Genomic DNA, 16,304 nt, shown 5'->3' with positions numbered 1-16,304 from the left:
ATCACTCCCTCCTACTCGATTCTCTCGCTACTATTACTTCGTCATAATTTGTTTCAGTTTATCCAAAGTACGTTCTCTTCTTTTCTTGACGCAAGACTTTGAAACCCCTAAGTGAACGACAACCTCATCAAGCGAACACCCTTCAACAAACAATAAGTGAATCAGTTGCTGTTCATGCAGCTTTAACTGTGACAAAGCCTCAATCACTTGTTCAGACCATTCGATACAATCCATCTTCTGAACATGTTTATTTACCATCTGTTCAAGAATTTGATCCTCAGCAGGAACCAAGCTATCCTCTAGCGTCGCTTTTTTCAACTCATCCAACAAACTGCCATAAATACTGCGGAAAGCAAAAGGCGTAAAATCCCCTTTTGTTTCATCAAATCGTAGCCAAGCTTTCCACAATCCAATTCGCCCAACTTGAATAAACGACTCATGATTTTTGTATATACGTAACTTCCGTAAACACGCATAAATCATCGGTTCGTACTGCTCCAACACTTCTTCAAAATTCGTCATTATCCTACTGCCTTGCCAATGTGCACATCAGGGTTATTCCTAGGTAACAACAGTGTAGGAGATTCAAAAAATTGAGTCCAATGGGTCGAAATCATGTTTACTCTAGCCAAACGTGACGTTTCGCTAGAGCAAACTTGTCGTTTGGCTATGGGTAATGTCAAAAATCCACACATTTTAGAAAAATGATAAAAATTTTTATTGTCGGCGTGTGGGGCAGCCACAAATTGAGGAGCATTTGAGTCTGACCCTGGGGCAGCAATCGAGCGAAGTTGTTGTAAATTGTGAAATTCTCGAATTAAAGTTAAGCCATGAAATGTTAGAAGTTGAAAATAACCGTCTTATCATTCAAATGGAATCAAGGCAAAAGGGTGTACAAAAACTTGAAGAAGAAACAACAAGCTACGAGCCATGTTAAAGATCAGATTCTAATTATTCGACTTTTTTCATACTATATTATAGAGGTGAATAAATGCCGAGAGTAAAGTATCGAGACTCAGACGTTGAGCTAATGGCAAGGATGATGAGAGCAGAAGCCGAAGGTGAAGGAAAGCAAGGAATGTTATATGTTGGAAATGTAATTGTTAATCGTGTTCGATCCGATTGTTTAGACTTTAAGGATGTAAGAACAGTTAGGGATGTCATTTTTCATATACAAGGAGGAAATTATTCTTTCGAAGCTGTTCAAAAAGGTAATCTATTTTATCAGAGAGCAAGAGAAGTTGAAAAAAGATTAGCAAAACAGACTTTAGATTTTTGGGGAAAACATCCGGGGAAATATGCACTTTGGTACTTTAATCCATATGGACCTTGCCCTCCAACATGGTACAATCAACCTTTTGCAGGTCAATATAAACAACATTGTTATTATGAACCAATTGGTGGAACCTGTGATGACGTTTATAGATATTGAAAGCTTGAAATCTTGATCGTATGTTAGTTTTTAATTATCGCAAAAATGCCCACCTATCTCAAAGGTGGGCATTTTTACGTGCTACTATTGATTCGTTATAATTTGTTTCAGAGTATCTAAAGTGCGATCTCTTCTTTTCTTGACGCAAGACTTCGAAACGCCTAAGTGTACGACAACCTCAGCCAGCGAACACCCTTCGACAAATAAAAAGTGAATCAGTTGCTGTTCATGCAGCTGTAACTGTGACGAAACCTCAATTACTTGTTCAGACCATTCGACACAATATCCATCGACTGAACATGTTTTTTTACCATCTGTTCAATTTGATCCTCTGCAGGAACCAAACTATCCTCTAGCGTCGCTTTTCAATTCATCCAACAAACTGCCATAAATACTCCGATAAGCAAAAGGAGTAAAATCCCATTTAACAAATCTCAGCTAAGCTTTCAACAGCTCGATTCACCCAATTTGAATAATCGACTCATGATTTTTGTCAATACGCTACTTCCGTATGCACGCATAAATCATCGGTTCGTATTGCTCCACACTTCTTCAAAATTCATCATTTTCTTACTCCCTAGCCAATGTGCACATCATCAGGGTTATTCCTAGGTAACAACAGTTAGGGGGTTCCCATAAATCGTTCCAACGGGTGAAAATCATGTTTACCCAAGAACGAACTTGTTTGGCCAAGGGAGATGTCAAAAATGTACACATTTGAGAAGTTTATTTTTCTTTTTTAAAGGATTTTTTGGAAATATGTAGAAATTAGGAAAAGCATATATTAATTTGTGTGGGGTGACGGGATAGAGGTATTGAGAGAAAAGTTATTGGGAGAAAGGTTTATTGTGGATGGTCGATTTTTTGAAGAGACCGTATATTAATAAGATCAAGAAGGCTAAAGTACATTTAATTCTGAGAAACAACAACGAACTGATACAGTAATCGTGATGTTAAACCCAGGAAGTTTTAAATATATTTTAGATGTACACTTAGTAGAATGGACAGAAGAAAAGTCGGTCAAAACACAATTCCAGCTGATGCAATTGATGGAGTACATGGCATGGAGTGAAATGAAATGAAGATTGTGAATTTGTCGGATTTGGTGAAGTGAAACAAGTTTATTAGGGCTACTTAAAATGAATAATGGATTCAGGAAATGAGGCAAGAAAGTAACCATTATATTGTGTGACTCTTATTTGTTTATATTCACAAAAAAAAGATAAATGGTCTAATTTTTAAGGTTTTTGTAAAGTAATTCAATTAGTAAACTTAGAAAAAAGGAAATATATAATAAAATAATTAGCACTGGGGGATCTTTCATGTTTAATTCGAAATCGAAAAAATTAGCTGTAGAAAGCCTTAAAAAAACTATAAATTACTATAATATTGCAGGAGATGCAATGCAAAATAAAATGGTAGAACTTCATGCTATACGAGTAGTAAGTGTGGAAGTTATGGAAAATATAGAAGTTTACATAAACTTATTAGCTAATACCCCTAAATCCTTTGAAAAAGATCTTCATGAAATTCATTTGGGCCTTAAGCACTTTTATGGATTGATGGAAATTGAATACGATGAAAAAGTAGCTCAAAGAATTTCAGGTGGTGGAGTAGCTTTAGGTGTAGCAACAGGTGTTGCAACCGCAGCCTTAGCTCCTACTGCAGCCTTGGCAATTGCAACTACTTTTGGAGTTGCTTCAACTGGTACACCAATTTTCCTACTAAGTGGGGCAGCAGCTACAAACGCAGCACTAGCTTGGTTAGGTGGTGGAGCGGTAATTGCTGGAGGTGGTGGAATGGCAGGAGGAACAGCATTACTAAGTTTAGCAGGACCTATTGGATGGGGAGTTGGTGCAGTTACGCTAGTCGGTGGTGGATTATATGCAAACAAAAAGAACAAGAATGCAGCAGTTAAAGCTAATTCGGAACGATTTAAAATTGAAAGTGAAACATTGCTATTGCGTGGATTCATAGAAGAAATGGAAGAACTTCATCAAAAAACGGTGGAGCTTTCGACTAACTTACAAAAACAATTTACACGTTTTGCTGACCAGACCTCAGGGGTTGTTTCATTCAAATCATTTACATCTGATCAGCAAAAGGAAATCGGATTAATTATAAATATAACAAATGCTCTTTCTAAGATGATTAACAAAAAAATAGGTAATTTAACATGAGTGCTGAGACAATTCGTTTTCAAACGATTGCTTCTACGGTAAGTCATGTAGTGGAAAAAAATTTGAAAGACGTACAAGTAAAAATTTTAGAGCAAGGAATACTGGTAAAAGAATTATTGTCTATTCAAGATGAACGATTCATGGATGCCCTTACAGAAGTAAGTAAAGTGCGCACTTTTCTCTCAAATCCTGCGCGAATACTAGGGAGTGAACGTACAAAACATGGAGAAGTCGCAGAGCAAGTAGAGGTATATATACGAAATGCTCGCGAATTTATTAATGGTAATGAGAGAATTGCAACCTTTGACGGTGTTGCCAGAACTGCTCCTGAGGACTACATTTTAAATGGATTAAAAGTTCAATCAAAATTTATTAATGGTACAAATAATTCTCTAGACCATGTGATCAAACATTTAGAAAAATACGATGGATTTACGGATGGCGGAGCTAGATATATACTGCCAAAAGATCAATACGATATTATTCAAAGAATATATCAAGGAGAACAAGTTGAGGGTTTAAATGCTCGTAGCATTGTTTCAATTTTAGAGAAAATAAAGGATATTGAAGAACGGACAGGTAAGCCATTTGGTCAAGTGGTGGACGGGTCTATATCGAATTATGGAGATGTTCAACTCGGTAAAATTCACGATACATTGAATGATCATGAACAAAACATCATGCAAACAAATGATCAGAAAAAATCAGAAATTCGTAAAAAGACCGAAGAAGAAAAAAATCGATTAAATGAACTGAAGCAACCTTCATTAAATGAAGGTTTAAAAGTCGCTGGTATTGCAGGACTAGTTGGTGGAGGAATGTCTTTCGCAACAGCCGTTTATAAAAAGCATAAACTAGGAATTCCCATCCATCAATTTGCATCAGAAGAATGGAAAGAGGTAGGGATAGACTCTGCTAAAGGTGCCGGAAAAGCTTCTGTTACGGCTGGAGCAATTTATGCTGCTACTCGTTTAACAGATATGTCAGCACCAATGGCAGGTGCTGTTGCGTCTGCATCGTGGGGGATGGCTCGTTTGATTGGTCAATACTCAGAAAACGAGATCAACTTAGATGAATTTATTGAACAAGGACAAGTAGTCTGTCTAGATGCAGGAATAGCAGCACTTGGAGCAGGGCTAGGCCAGTTCCTAATACCGATTCCTATACTGGGTGCGATAATTGGTACGATTGCAACAGATGTATTGTGGGGGATTGCAAAAGGGAAAATAGGGACTGCAGAAATTGAGTTCCGAGCAAAGTTGGATGCGTATTACGCAAAGGTTAAACAAGAATTAGAAGAAGAGTATTCTCGAATTGTAACGAAAATCCGGGAACATTATGAGAGACTAGGCGGCATAATCCACGCAGCCTTTGACCTACAGTTTAACCTAGACACGAGATTTGGAAACAGTATCCTTCTAGCTCAAGACCTATCTGTCGAAGAAGATAAAATCTTGAAAACAGAAGAAGATATTATGAGGTTTTTTATCGATTGAAAAAAAGGAAATAAAAAAAACCGGTACCCACTAGCGTTGTGCTGTAGCCGATATATTAGATGTGTATTGGTGCGTATTACTAAAGAAAAACCGAATCGAATAGAAGTATTAACTAAAGGTGAAATCTATTTAATATTCACCAATGGTCAAGGAGAGCAAAAAGAAATTCAAGCAATTAGTAGAGAAGGGAATTATATAAGTCACAGAAAATAAAATCAGATATTTACCATAATAGAATAACAGTACTATTTGTGAATGTGCTGTTGTTTTGATGTGATATAAGGAGGTATTCTATTGCGAGTAAGAAAAATTAATATTATATTATTTAGTTTGACCTTTTTACTGTCTGGTTGTAGTAGCAAGCAAGACGATTTTGCTGAAGCTGAATTTGGCAAATATACAAATCAAACTGAAACAAAAGTTGGTATTGAAGAAGTAGTAGTGAGAAATGAAAATGATAATATAGATCCTACAGAAGGTTTTAGCTTGAAAAACTATGATGGAGAATGGAAAGAAAAGAAAGAGATAAATGAACCTTATATGTCTATTAGAATACAAGAAATATATGGAAATAAAGCCAAAGTTCAAATTGACTATATGTCGCATGGTTACAAATACATAGCGTCTGTGGATGACAATATTTTGTTTGAAAACAATGAAGGAAGATTAGTTTACAGTGAAGACGGTTTTGGAAATAAAGGAGAAATTGAAATTAAGTTAAATGAAGATAATATTGATGTGACTGCTAATGTTTCTTTTGAAGGAACACAAGGGTGGGGTATTCAAGAGGGATCTTATACCCTTTATAAAAACGAAGATAAAAGTAAAGTAACAACTACTTTTTCAAATGGAGAGTCTGCTAAAGATAACAGTATCTTCAAGTATGAAGGTGGAAAATTTTTCATTAAAAATATAACACTAGGACAACCTATTTTAGAGGTAGAGAGCTTGCTTGGTTTACCGAAAGAAAAACATTTTGAAGTAGCAGAATATGAATGGTATTACGTATATGAGGATATCAGCTTAGGTTTTAGAGATGATAAGTTGGTCAGTATATATTATCAATTGAATTTACATTCTTTTGAAGAAAACTTTATGAACCAATTTAGTGGGGACAAATATATTACAACATACGATTCAGGAGATAAAACTATATTTTTTCACTCTATTGATATGAATGAACTTCTATATTTCAAATCAAGATCTGAAGGACCTTCAGTACCTGCAGTCCGAATTTCTAGACCAGATTGGCAATTTGAACAAGGTATTTCTGAGGGCTACATTGTGGAAATGGAGTAAAAGAGTCTCGTCATTTAGTTAAATAACCGTGCGAAATTAAAAGAGCGATGTGATATATAAAAGGTACCCTATAAGTAGAAACATCGCTTTTTTGCATATTCTCAACTGAAAACTCAAGCGGAAGAGTTTTCAGTTGAGAAGGTTTAGCACGGATTGGGAAATTTTATTTTGGTGTATTGTACATAAATTCTGAGTTACCACTCTATCAGAGATGTTCTATGAAAACACTTACTATGTAGATTATAGCGAAGCTGTCGAATTTGAATTTTCGAGGCTTATTTTTTTATATCGAGGATTTTCGTTTGGATAATCAATGTTAAACACCACGTCCTAGTAGTCGATGCTGATTGAGTAGCAGTGTTTCAAAGTATGGCTGACACTTCTCGGCAATCCCAAGCAGTATGCTTCAAAGTTATCAAATGGCCCTAGACGGGTGAGAGAGTACCGGGTTCTACGGGACAACATCATATCGATCTTTTCACAATACTAAATGTTGCTTTTAACCTCTTGGCGAAAGATCACCGTCTAGAGACTATGGCGTGTATAGCCCAATTGTAGATGGGGAATACCCTGAATTCGACTGGTTTTTAACTACTTTGTCGTTTTTTGTCGTTTTTTGTCTCATTATTTACCTGTTTATTTACAGATTAATCAAATATAATAGGTATTAAGTATTTATTTTAGATTAGATAGAATAACCTATATTTCGGGCTTTTTTACCAATATATTATCTTTTCTGAAATAAAAAACTTAAAAAATTGGGGGTAATAAAATGAAATGTACAAGTTGTGGCCATGAACAAGAATCAGGAAAGTTTTGCGGTAAATGTGGAAATTCAATGATTCCAGCTAGTTCTAATAATGAATTAGGTGCAACAGTTGAAGAAGGTCAGTTCCATACTAATCTATCACAAGCTTCGACTGCTTCTGCTCCATTACAAAATCACCAAATTCCAACTGAACCAAATGCTCAATTAGAAAAGGTGAAAGAAACATCAAAGCAGTATTGGTCATATTTTTTACAACATCTGAAAAAGCCATCTATAATCTTCAATCATGCAGAAGCTAACTTTATTAATGCAATTATATCTGTTGTTATTTTATCTTTACTAGTATCACTGTCAATTTATAAAAACATGTCTTTAGTTATGCAACCATTCAGTGGAGACGCTACGTTTGAAGTAGAGAGTATCGCGCCTTCTTTCATCAAACTTTTTATTAGTTCGACATTGATTCTTTCAATTATCTTATTATTATCTATCTCAATCATTTATATACTATCTAAATTTTTCGGTCCGGAAGTACCATTTAAAAATATCACTTCAATAATCGGTACATTTACAATTCCATTCATTTTATTAAACATTGTTGCTTACATTTTATTATTCATCGATTCTCTTGTTATTGGAAACGCTATTTTATCAATTAGTATTCTCTTATGTTTATTCGTGATGCCACTCTACGTTATTTCTACATTATTATCTAAACAATCGAAATCGTTGGATGCTTTGTACGCATTTCTTATATATATCGTGCTCTTCCCGATAGGTTTATCTATCATTATTTCCGTATTTGTTGATTCAACGATTGGTAAGTATCTTACTGAATTTCAAGAGTTATTATATTTTTTATAAACAGGAGTGTTGAGGTATCATGACGAAATTTTGTGTAGATTGTGGACATTCCAACGATGAAGTCAACAGAGTATGTGTTCAATGCGGAAATACTTTTTCAGTTTCTTCACTTGATAAAAAGCCGAATGTTGTAACTCAAAAAGCATCAAGTGTTAGCGGTAAAAAGATGTCTCTAAAGAGAAAGGTTCTTTCAATATTAACCATATTTTTGATTGTTGGAGTTATGGGTGTTTCTTTCTGGGGCACGAAAACAGCATCTGCTGAATCTACTGTAGCCAAATTTTTAGAAGCACTCCAAACGGAGGATGCAAAAATATTGTCTAAACTAGTTATTCTTTCATCTGGTCAACAATTATCTGAAAATGAAGCAAAAGCATTTATCAAGTTATATCAAGACATTACACCAAACGAGTTGGAAAATATTTTGTCTATTGAGAAATCCGGAAAAGTTATGGGGCTGTTTAATGCCCATAAAATTGTAGTAACGCCGCAGGACTTATCATACTATTTTCCTTATGATGGCTTGACGATTAAAATTGGGGAAAAGACTTATAGCGGTAAAGCAAATGATCGTGAAGAGTATATCTTTTCAAATATTCCACCAGGTATTCATAAAGCGGAGTTTATATATAAAGGTGATTTCACCACTTTTAATCATCCTTTTGAATTAACCGTTTATCAAAAAAAGGATAAAGAATTAACACAAATACAAGAAGTAATGCCTTTAGATACCGTTACATTTGAACTTCAAAATTACGTTGAAGCTAAGCATAACCAAAGTGCTATCTTAATAAATGGACAAGAATACTTGGTAGATCAAAATGGTTACTCGCCTGAAATCGGTCCCTTGCTTCTTGACGGCAGTCAAAATGCACAAGCAAAACAACAATTCCCATGGGGTGTTCAACTATCAGAATTGACACCTATAATAGAAAATCATATGAGTTTCTCTATTACCAAGTTGGAAGCTGAACAAGAAAGTGCCATAATTGAACAACTTTTACTATATGGAGAAGAAACAACTGAAGCAACTGGGACCCGTAATTCAAAAGTATATACCACATTGACGGATGAAATGCTTAGCGCAAGAGAAGACGAGATAGAATCGATGATTTATTGGGATCGTTTTTACAAAGGTGCTTTGTCTGAAATAAATTTAGATGAAGAATCAATCGAGATTAGTGAAGACGGGTATTCGGTACGGTTAAATGCGGAAATTGTTACGCATGGGGATGAATATTATAATTCAGAAACACTTGAAATGGCAGATGTAAAAGAAGAAGTGATTGTCTACTTTGTTTTTGATGCTAACCAGAATAAATGGTTAGTTTATGGATATTCTGCTCCTTGGAACTCTAGCAATATATCGTATTCTAAAAAGATTGAAGGTTCAAATAAAGTTTATCAAACTACTAGAGTAACAGATGAGAAAGAAGAACAATCTACTAGTCGAGATGAAGATGAAAATGCTGAAAATATAACGGATGATATTCAGTTGTTTTTTTATCAATACAATTCGATGAGTGTTGCAGCAATTAATCAAGGTGATTTTTCCTTGGTCTCTAATCTTATTACTGTAGACGGACCTAGACGGAGTGAACAAGCCCAATTCATCACGAATCTTTACGACAAAGGTATTACTGAAGAGCATTTAGACACAGTTGTTGAAGAAGTTAAGAAGATGAGCGATAGCCAATGGAAAGTAACTACAAAAGAAGAGTTTATTATTCATGGGGTTGAACGAAGTAGTGAAAAAAGTTATCGTACTGTCACTATTATCAAAAAAGTGAATGGAAATTGGTTGGTCCATGAACTTATTTCTACAACAGAACTATAGGAGGTGTTCAAGTGGAACTATTTTGTCAAGAATGTGGGTCAAAGTTTGCTAGTCATCAAAACTTTTGTCCGGAATGTGGAGCAGCTAAAGGTCTAGAAAATCAACAGGATTCAATCCAAAATAATAATAATCCTATTATGCATGTGAAACCTAAAAAAGTCATGTCATTCAAAAAAAAATTAGTATATATCATGGTTGGAATAGTAGGTATAGGCTTAATTGCAGGTCACTATACTATTGAAGCTAAGACCTCGCCAGAGAATAAAATTAGATCCTTTCAAACTGCTATGTCCAGTGGAAATAGTAATTCCATTTTGGCGGAATTAACCATACCAGATAACATTATTAGAGATGATCAATCATTTATGACATATTTAACCTCTCAGGATATTGATTCCTTTAATGGTAGAGTAATTGAGGCAGCTCGAGCTCTTTCTCAAGATGGTATAGAACAAATTATAAAACATGAGAATGGCACAGATTTATTAAAATTAAATCAAGAAACACTCTTTGGAATGTACCCATCTTATGAGATACAGGTTATCCCATTAGATGTAGCAATAAATATTGATATGGAAAACGCATCTTATCAAATAGCAGATCAATCATTTGATTTAAAAGTTGGCGAAAATAGTCTAGGTAAATTTTTGCCTGGTTTATATACTAGTACTATTTCCTTGAAATCTGATGTATACGAAACTTCTCATGAAGAAGAATACTTCTTCACCGGGACAGAAGAATATGTCATTGAATACTTAACATCAGGGTTGATTAGCATGATAACATCTACCGAACAAAGTGCTGTTGTCTTTATAGATGATAAACCGACTGGTAAAACTGTGAAAGATTTATCAGTACTTGGTCCAATATTCGAGGGTGATACTCTTGTCATCTATGCTGAAATGGAGGATGAAGAAGGTAATATCATTAAAACACCTAAGGTATCAGCTAAAGGTGGGGAGATGATTGCTTTACGTTTTCCTAAAGAGAAAGCTGAGATTTCTCCCGTTACCTCTGAAGAGAAGAAAGAGGATGAGGATCAATCAGAAGAGAATTCAGATAGCTTTAATGAGGAACTATTAGATGAATTCTTCTGGAATTTTAGAACGGCATATGAAAAGGCGTTAAATTCAAAAGATTTTAACCAGGTAGAATATTATTTATCGAAAGACACCATTGCCCGTAATGAAATTGAAGAATTTATTGGCGATATTGGAACAGATTATTATCATTATGATTTCCTAGAAGATTCAATTATTGAGTATGATATTCAGGGCGATATTGCGTTCATTACAACTTTTGAAGAATTTGATTTTACTAACCATTTGGACGTTGTTACCAATTACAAACGTAATAAAAGATACGAAGTTCACGCACCTGAAGGTGAAATGTATCAAATTGTGAAAATTGATATATTGGAAACGCAACGACGTAGATAATGATCGCATAGGTCGTCCTTATCAACTCAACTCAAGATGTTGAGTTTATTGTTAGGGCTGTGTATAGGGGTAAAAATAAATTTTAATGTCATTGTAAAAATCCAATAGAAATGATCCCTCCTATTAGTATGGAGGAGGGACCGTTTTTTAATTAATATTCATTCGGAATTTCTGCTTCTAGTTGATTTATAGAAGCAAATTAGACTGCTTGTACCCGTAATAGTCACACATCTATTTTTAAAAAACTGATTTTTGCATTAATTAATAATTACATCATATTTATTGAAGACTGGAGGAATCAAATGAAAAGACCAATGATTAAAACGAAACCAGATACGTCTCAGAGAGTTGACTTAAGTGTCACTCCTGAAGTAACTCGTACAACTGTCAATTTGACGGGTCTAGCTTTAGAAAAACGCCTACGTAAAAAACGATCGAGTAGCTATGTCAATGCCATTAAAAAAATTGATGCCGGTGGAGTAAAAGGTAGTCATATACTGATAGAGGAATTAAAAGAAGCGATTCTAGGCGAATTTCCTGATTTAAATCCATACCACTTTCCTGTGGGGATTATTTCCCTATGTTATTTAGGTCATCCCTATGAGGTACATACATTAAATACGGAATTAGAAATAATCAATCATTACAAAAAAGGTGAAGCACTACCAGAGTCAATGGAACGGGCCAGAGTAATTGCGCAACATCCAAGCTATGACTTTATCGAGGTTTACAGTGACATGCTACGAGCGGTTTCCAGCAATGGTGACGTATCAGTGATAAAGAGGTGAGAAGGATATGAGTTCAGAGCAAATTATTGATACGGCTGATATAAGATGGATTGAAGGACAACTTGTTAGTATAAGTAATGAGACCAATAATTTAAGTGATCAGATCATTACTTTAAATGGTGGAATGAATTATGTTTCAAATCAAGTTGATTTAATTAATAAAGAAGTCAATAATACTAAAGTTACTTTAGACACACTTGTTCAAGAGTTTAAAGACTTCATAAGAAAAGATGAATTAGAAAAAAGTGTCCAACTTTCTGAAACTAGGATTGTAAAAGTTCGTCAAGAATTAGAGACGAAGTTTGGTCATTATGCGGATGTTCGCAATAAAGTAACAGGAATACTACAAGCGGTTGATATAAGCCTTGTAAGAAAAGAAACGATCGAAAATGCTACTGAAGAGCAGATGTTATCAGCTCCACGGTATTGGTTAGCTCCGAGTTTGATTGCCCTCTCTGCTTGGTTGAATGACAATAAGGCGCTCGCCGAAAAAGCAATGCATGAAGCTCTACGACGAGATGAAGAAAAAACATCATTATTTTTTGTCTTAGTGACACGAAGAGGGGCTAGGTATAAATCTAGTAGAGAGTGGCTTGATCGATATTTTGGTCTGCAGGATCCACAAAACCTAGAAAGAGAGATTGTTATTTTAATCGACGGTTTTACTAATGGAATATTCGGACCGGATGCTCGTATTAAATGTGGGAAAATAGTAGCGGGCTGGATCGAAGAACTTTCACAAAAGGATGGCTTTGTGGAGGATCAGCACGAGCAATGGAAAGTAGCGCTTGAATCAAAAATCCAACATTTAGATGAAGATTCTTATACTTATTTAACAAAATATAGCCCATCTTGGTCAAACTTGAAAAATGTTCTCGAAGGGGCAAAACTTCATCAAACCATCTATTCTTTTTTTGACGAAATCTTTACTAGAGAAATAACACCAGCAAAAAATATTGCGTACGCAGTAGATGAGTTACTGGACAAGCTAGTGTCGAAATTTGATGATGAGGAGCTTCCTCTTAGAAAAGAAGAAAGACAACTGTCTTTAATAATCCAAGAAAATGGTGATCGAACTAAGGCTCAAAGCTTATTTGATAATGAAAAGGCACTTGAAGAGCGAGTATCCTTTACTCAATTACTAACCAATTTTGCCATGCTTCCTGAGGTTTCACAAGCTTCATTAGCTACGCAAAAGTTTTCAATAGCCTTAACAAAGGAATGGATAAAAAATGCTCATGAAGATATAACAGCCGAGAATCGTGCAGATGTCCCAATGGATATAGAGTTAGAGATTGATCAGTGGAGGGGCGTTACGAAAGATGGATCGAATGAACAAGAATTAGTTCAATCAATGGAACATCATATAAAGACTCGTAAAACAGACGCCATGAAACAGGTGAAGCTGGAATTTAAGTATTTGGCAGCTTTGGCTGGAAGTGCTTTAACCGTATTTGCAGGATTTAATGAACCTGCATTTATGAGCATTAGTACACTATTCCTTTTCATAGTTTCAGTCTCTTGTTTTGTTTACTTTTATTTAGGTAAGAGAAATACACAAAAAAGAAAAGATGCTGTAAAAGTAAAATTTGCAAATCTGTTAGATCATTGTCTTCAGGAACTACGTGCCACTTTAGCTGACACGGTTGATTGGAGAAAAGAGTATATAAAAGAGGATCAAAATGCAGAACTTGTAACCAATCTTTTACACTCCATCACATCGGAGCAGTATTCATTTTCAAGGCACGATATTGCACGTTCAATTGTTAACTAAAGGAGGAAAAACGATGGATCAAGAAATAAATAAAACAGGATTACTAGATAGTATTAAGTTAAAAGAGACTAAAGAAAGTTCCTTTAATAAAGTTCTTCTTGAGGTTGAAAAAGAAACAACGAACATGGTACTCACCACACAATTTCCTGAGTGGGATTTGAAACCGCCAACTAGTTTAATTAAAAGAAAGAGCACCAAATTGCTATGAGCGCACCTTCAACTTATTCTGAGTGGATCGACTGCTTTGAGCAATTTAAAGAAGGGAAAAATGACGAGTTGGTTATACAGGCTATGGAGAAAGGAACTATTGTTTGGACAAAGGGTGTGGCAGAACGTTTGACGAGTGGGCTATATGAAGTCCTCAATATTCGTCTTCGCCATACAGCTGATCATCTTCAAAAGGAGTTAAATAACTCACGTGGCAACGAGACGGCAATTGTAAAAGGTTTTTTAACTGCTCGTAATCGTTTAACTGTTTTAAGGAGAGTAGCTAATTTGCCTCCATTTCCAGAAGAAGTAAGAGATGCTATGTGTAATTTGCTTCACGAATATGCTAAAAACACACAAAAAACTATCGAAGAGAGTGCAGCAAGTGACCGAACTGGACGGCTCTCTAGCATATTTCGTAATAATGCTATCACGCGTTTTGACCAAATTGAAAATACATTTAGTTCTCCCGTTAAATCAATAAACAAATCTATTGAAACTAATGCAACCCCAACCACTTTAGGACAAAAATCTATTAGAAGAAGGGTTATACTGCCATGAATGATTTACAGAGTTGTTTAAATATTTTAGAGCGTTATTTAAAAGCAAGGATACCGTTTATTTCTATTAGAACATCAGAGCGATCGAGAGCACTTGAAATAGCAGGCGAAATTGCACAAAAACTTTCAATTCCAGTGTATTATCATACAATTTCGCAAGGGACTAGAGATATAATGTCGAATCGTCTACTCAATGATGATCGTTCTGTTATGGGTGGGGTAGATTTTGCGAACCAAAAAATAGCGCAACAACAAAACGTAACATTTATTTTCACTGAGGTCCAAGACATTCAAGACGATACTCCTACGTCGAGACAATTTCAAGATTTATGCATGATGGCAACTGAAACCGGTGGGAGCATTATTGTTATTACCAATAATCCTATTTGGAGTCCATTGCAGCGTCTAGGTATGTCTATTACTTTAGCACCACCAAATGAAGATGAGATGCTAAGAGTTATCCAAGGCCAGATTTCTCCTTATCGAAGTGAGATACCGATTGAATGGGGAGAAGAAGAGGAAAAAAAAGCAGCAGCAATTTTAGCAGGAATAACTCAAATTGAAGCTGAAAATGTCATTGCTACTTTATTAGCGAATGGGTCCATTAAAAATGTAGATTTAAAAGAGCTTATGCACTCAAAAGATCGTATCTTTGCTGATATATCAGGGATTGAGAGAGTTCAAGTACGTGAAGATTATCAAGTTGGTGGATTAGAAGGGATGAAACGATGGTTAGATGCAAACGAAAAGCTATTGACAGCTGACCTGCGTGAAAGAGGAATACGTCCTCCTCGTGGCGTGTTACTAGTAGGTGTTCCGGGTTGCGGGAAGTCTTTATCCGCTAAAGCAATTGCCTCTAAATGGAATTTGCCTCTATATCGTCTGGATCTTTCTACTATTCATGGCCAGTATTTGGGTCAAAGTGAATCAAGGTTAAAGGAAGCATTAGCTACAGCTGATCATGTTGCACCATGCGTTTTATGGATTGACGAAATTGAAAAAGGGCTAGCTGGTGCTACCGGAGGTGGAGACGGAGGGACCTCAACACGTGTAGTTGGCCAGTTTTTATTTTGGTTACAAGAAAGCCTTGCTCGTGTTTTTGTCGTTGCCACTGCGAATGATGTATCACAGCTACCACCTGAACTATTAAGAAGAGGAAGGTTTGATGAATTGTTTTTTGTTGATTTACCAAACCAAAAAGATCGCGAAGAAATTATCCAAATATATATTAAAAAAGGATTTAAAAAAGATGTGGATCCAGCTCTACTTGAAAAACTTGTTCATCTTTCTGAGGGCTTTGCAGGGGCTGATATTGAAGCAGCAGTTAGGGACGTAGTGAAACAGGCTTTTATCAATGGTGATGAGTCTATTACGGATCAAACATTTGTTAATTTCTTTGAGAATGTGGTCCCTCTTTCTCAAACAAGCCCAGAACAAATTGATCAAATTCGAACATGGGGTCGTGAACGGGCTGTACCAGCTGGAAAACCATTTGAAGATAATGCCATCGATAAGGATCAATTTCCTAGAAGAAAAGGTCCAAGGACGGTTCTTGTATAAAGAAATCAAGTGGATCATCAAGTTGTTGTTTCTTTACAACTTGATGATCCTTTTTACTAGATAGTTATGCTATTTACCTAGCCCGACTTTCGGCAGTTT

Annotated in this window: 15 protein-coding genes; 14 read left to right on the top strand and 1 reads right to left on the bottom strand. The window is 35.6% G+C overall.

From position 1 onward, the window contains the following. Positions 1-33: 33 nt before the first annotated feature. Positions 34-522 (bottom strand): sigma-70 family RNA polymerase sigma factor, encoded by a 489-nt coding sequence (locus B371_RS0108705; RefSeq protein WP_019413925.1) that lies wholly within the window; start codon positions 520-522, stop codon positions 34-36. Between the two features lie 235 nt (positions 523-757). On the opposite strand from B371_RS0108705, the gene B371_RS0108700 reads away from it, so the two are divergent. The 14 genes from B371_RS0108700 (at position 758) to B371_RS0108635 (ending at position 16,205) form a co-directional block, all read left to right on the top strand. Continuing rightward, positions 758-937, top strand: a complete 180-nt coding sequence (locus B371_RS0108700) for a hypothetical protein (RefSeq protein WP_019413924.1) — start codon at positions 758-760, stop codon at positions 935-937. A gap of 54 nt (positions 938-991) precedes the next feature. After that, positions 992-1,432 carry a cell wall hydrolase gene (locus B371_RS0108695; RefSeq protein WP_019413923.1) on the top strand — a complete coding sequence of 147 codons (441 nt, stop codon included), beginning with the start codon at positions 992-994 and terminating at the stop codon, positions 1,430-1,432. A 1,322-nt stretch (positions 1,433-2,754) separates the two neighbouring features. Further along, positions 2,755-3,612, top strand: a complete 858-nt coding sequence (locus B371_RS0108690) for a hypothetical protein (RefSeq protein ID WP_019413922.1) — start codon at positions 2,755-2,757, stop codon at positions 3,610-3,612. Continuing rightward, a complete protein-coding gene (locus tag B371_RS21555) occupies positions 3,609-5,108 on the top strand; it encodes a hypothetical protein (protein ID WP_019413921.1) in 1,500 nt (499 codons plus the stop codon). Before B371_RS0108690 ends, B371_RS21555 begins: the two co-directional genes overlap by 4 nt. Positions 5,109-5,177: 69 nt before the next feature. Continuing rightward, positions 5,178-5,321, top strand: a complete 144-nt coding sequence (locus B371_RS23475; protein ID WP_019413920.1) for a hypothetical protein — start codon at positions 5,178-5,180, stop codon at positions 5,319-5,321. An 81-nt stretch (positions 5,322-5,402) separates the two neighbouring features. Then, positions 5,403-6,407 carry a hypothetical protein gene (locus B371_RS0108675; protein ID WP_019413919.1) on the top strand — a complete coding sequence of 335 codons (1,005 nt, stop codon included), beginning with the start codon at positions 5,403-5,405 and terminating at the stop codon, positions 6,405-6,407. A 772-nt stretch (positions 6,408-7,179) separates the two neighbouring features. Continuing rightward, on the top strand, positions 7,180-8,040 hold the full coding sequence (locus B371_RS0108670; RefSeq protein WP_019413918.1) for a zinc ribbon domain-containing protein: 861 nt from the start codon (positions 7,180-7,182) through the stop codon (positions 8,038-8,040). 19 nt (positions 8,041-8,059) lie between these two features. Further along, positions 8,060-9,877: a hypothetical protein gene (locus tag B371_RS0108665; RefSeq protein ID WP_019413917.1), complete on the top strand. Its 1,818-nt coding sequence runs from the start codon at positions 8,060-8,062 to the stop codon at positions 9,875-9,877. 11 nt (positions 9,878-9,888) lie between these two features. Further along, on the top strand, positions 9,889-11,316 hold the full coding sequence (locus tag B371_RS0108660; RefSeq protein ID WP_019413916.1) for a zinc ribbon domain-containing protein: 1,428 nt from the start codon (positions 9,889-9,891) through the stop codon (positions 11,314-11,316). A 302-nt stretch (positions 11,317-11,618) separates the two neighbouring features. Then, positions 11,619-12,104 carry a hypothetical protein gene (locus B371_RS0108655; protein WP_019413915.1) on the top strand — a complete coding sequence of 162 codons (486 nt, stop codon included), beginning with the start codon at positions 11,619-11,621 and terminating at the stop codon, positions 12,102-12,104. A gap of 7 nt (positions 12,105-12,111) precedes the next feature. Further along, positions 12,112-13,878: a hypothetical protein gene (locus B371_RS0108650; protein WP_019413914.1), complete on the top strand. Its 1,767-nt coding sequence runs from the start codon at positions 12,112-12,114 to the stop codon at positions 13,876-13,878. Positions 13,879-13,891: 13 nt separating this feature from the next. Further along, positions 13,892-14,086 (top strand): hypothetical protein, encoded by a 195-nt coding sequence (locus tag B371_RS0108645; protein ID WP_019413913.1) that lies wholly within the window; start codon positions 13,892-13,894, stop codon positions 14,084-14,086. Further along, positions 14,083-14,646 carry a hypothetical protein gene (locus tag B371_RS0108640; RefSeq protein WP_019413912.1) on the top strand — a complete coding sequence of 188 codons (564 nt, stop codon included), beginning with the start codon at positions 14,083-14,085 and terminating at the stop codon, positions 14,644-14,646. Before B371_RS0108645 ends, B371_RS0108640 begins: the two co-directional genes overlap by 4 nt. Beyond that, the gene (locus tag B371_RS0108635; protein ID WP_019413911.1) at positions 14,643-16,205 is read left to right on the top strand and encodes an AAA family ATPase; all 1,563 of its coding nucleotides are present in this window, start codon (positions 14,643-14,645) and stop codon (positions 16,203-16,205) included. Before B371_RS0108640 ends, B371_RS0108635 begins: the two co-directional genes overlap by 4 nt. Positions 16,206-16,304 lie beyond the last annotated feature (99 nt).

This window comes from Paenisporosarcina sp. TG20 (assembly GCF_000286315.1).
GTDB lineage: Bacteria > Bacillota > Bacilli > Bacillales_A > Planococcaceae > Paenisporosarcina.
This window is presented reverse-complemented; position numbering and strand designations above follow the sequence as displayed.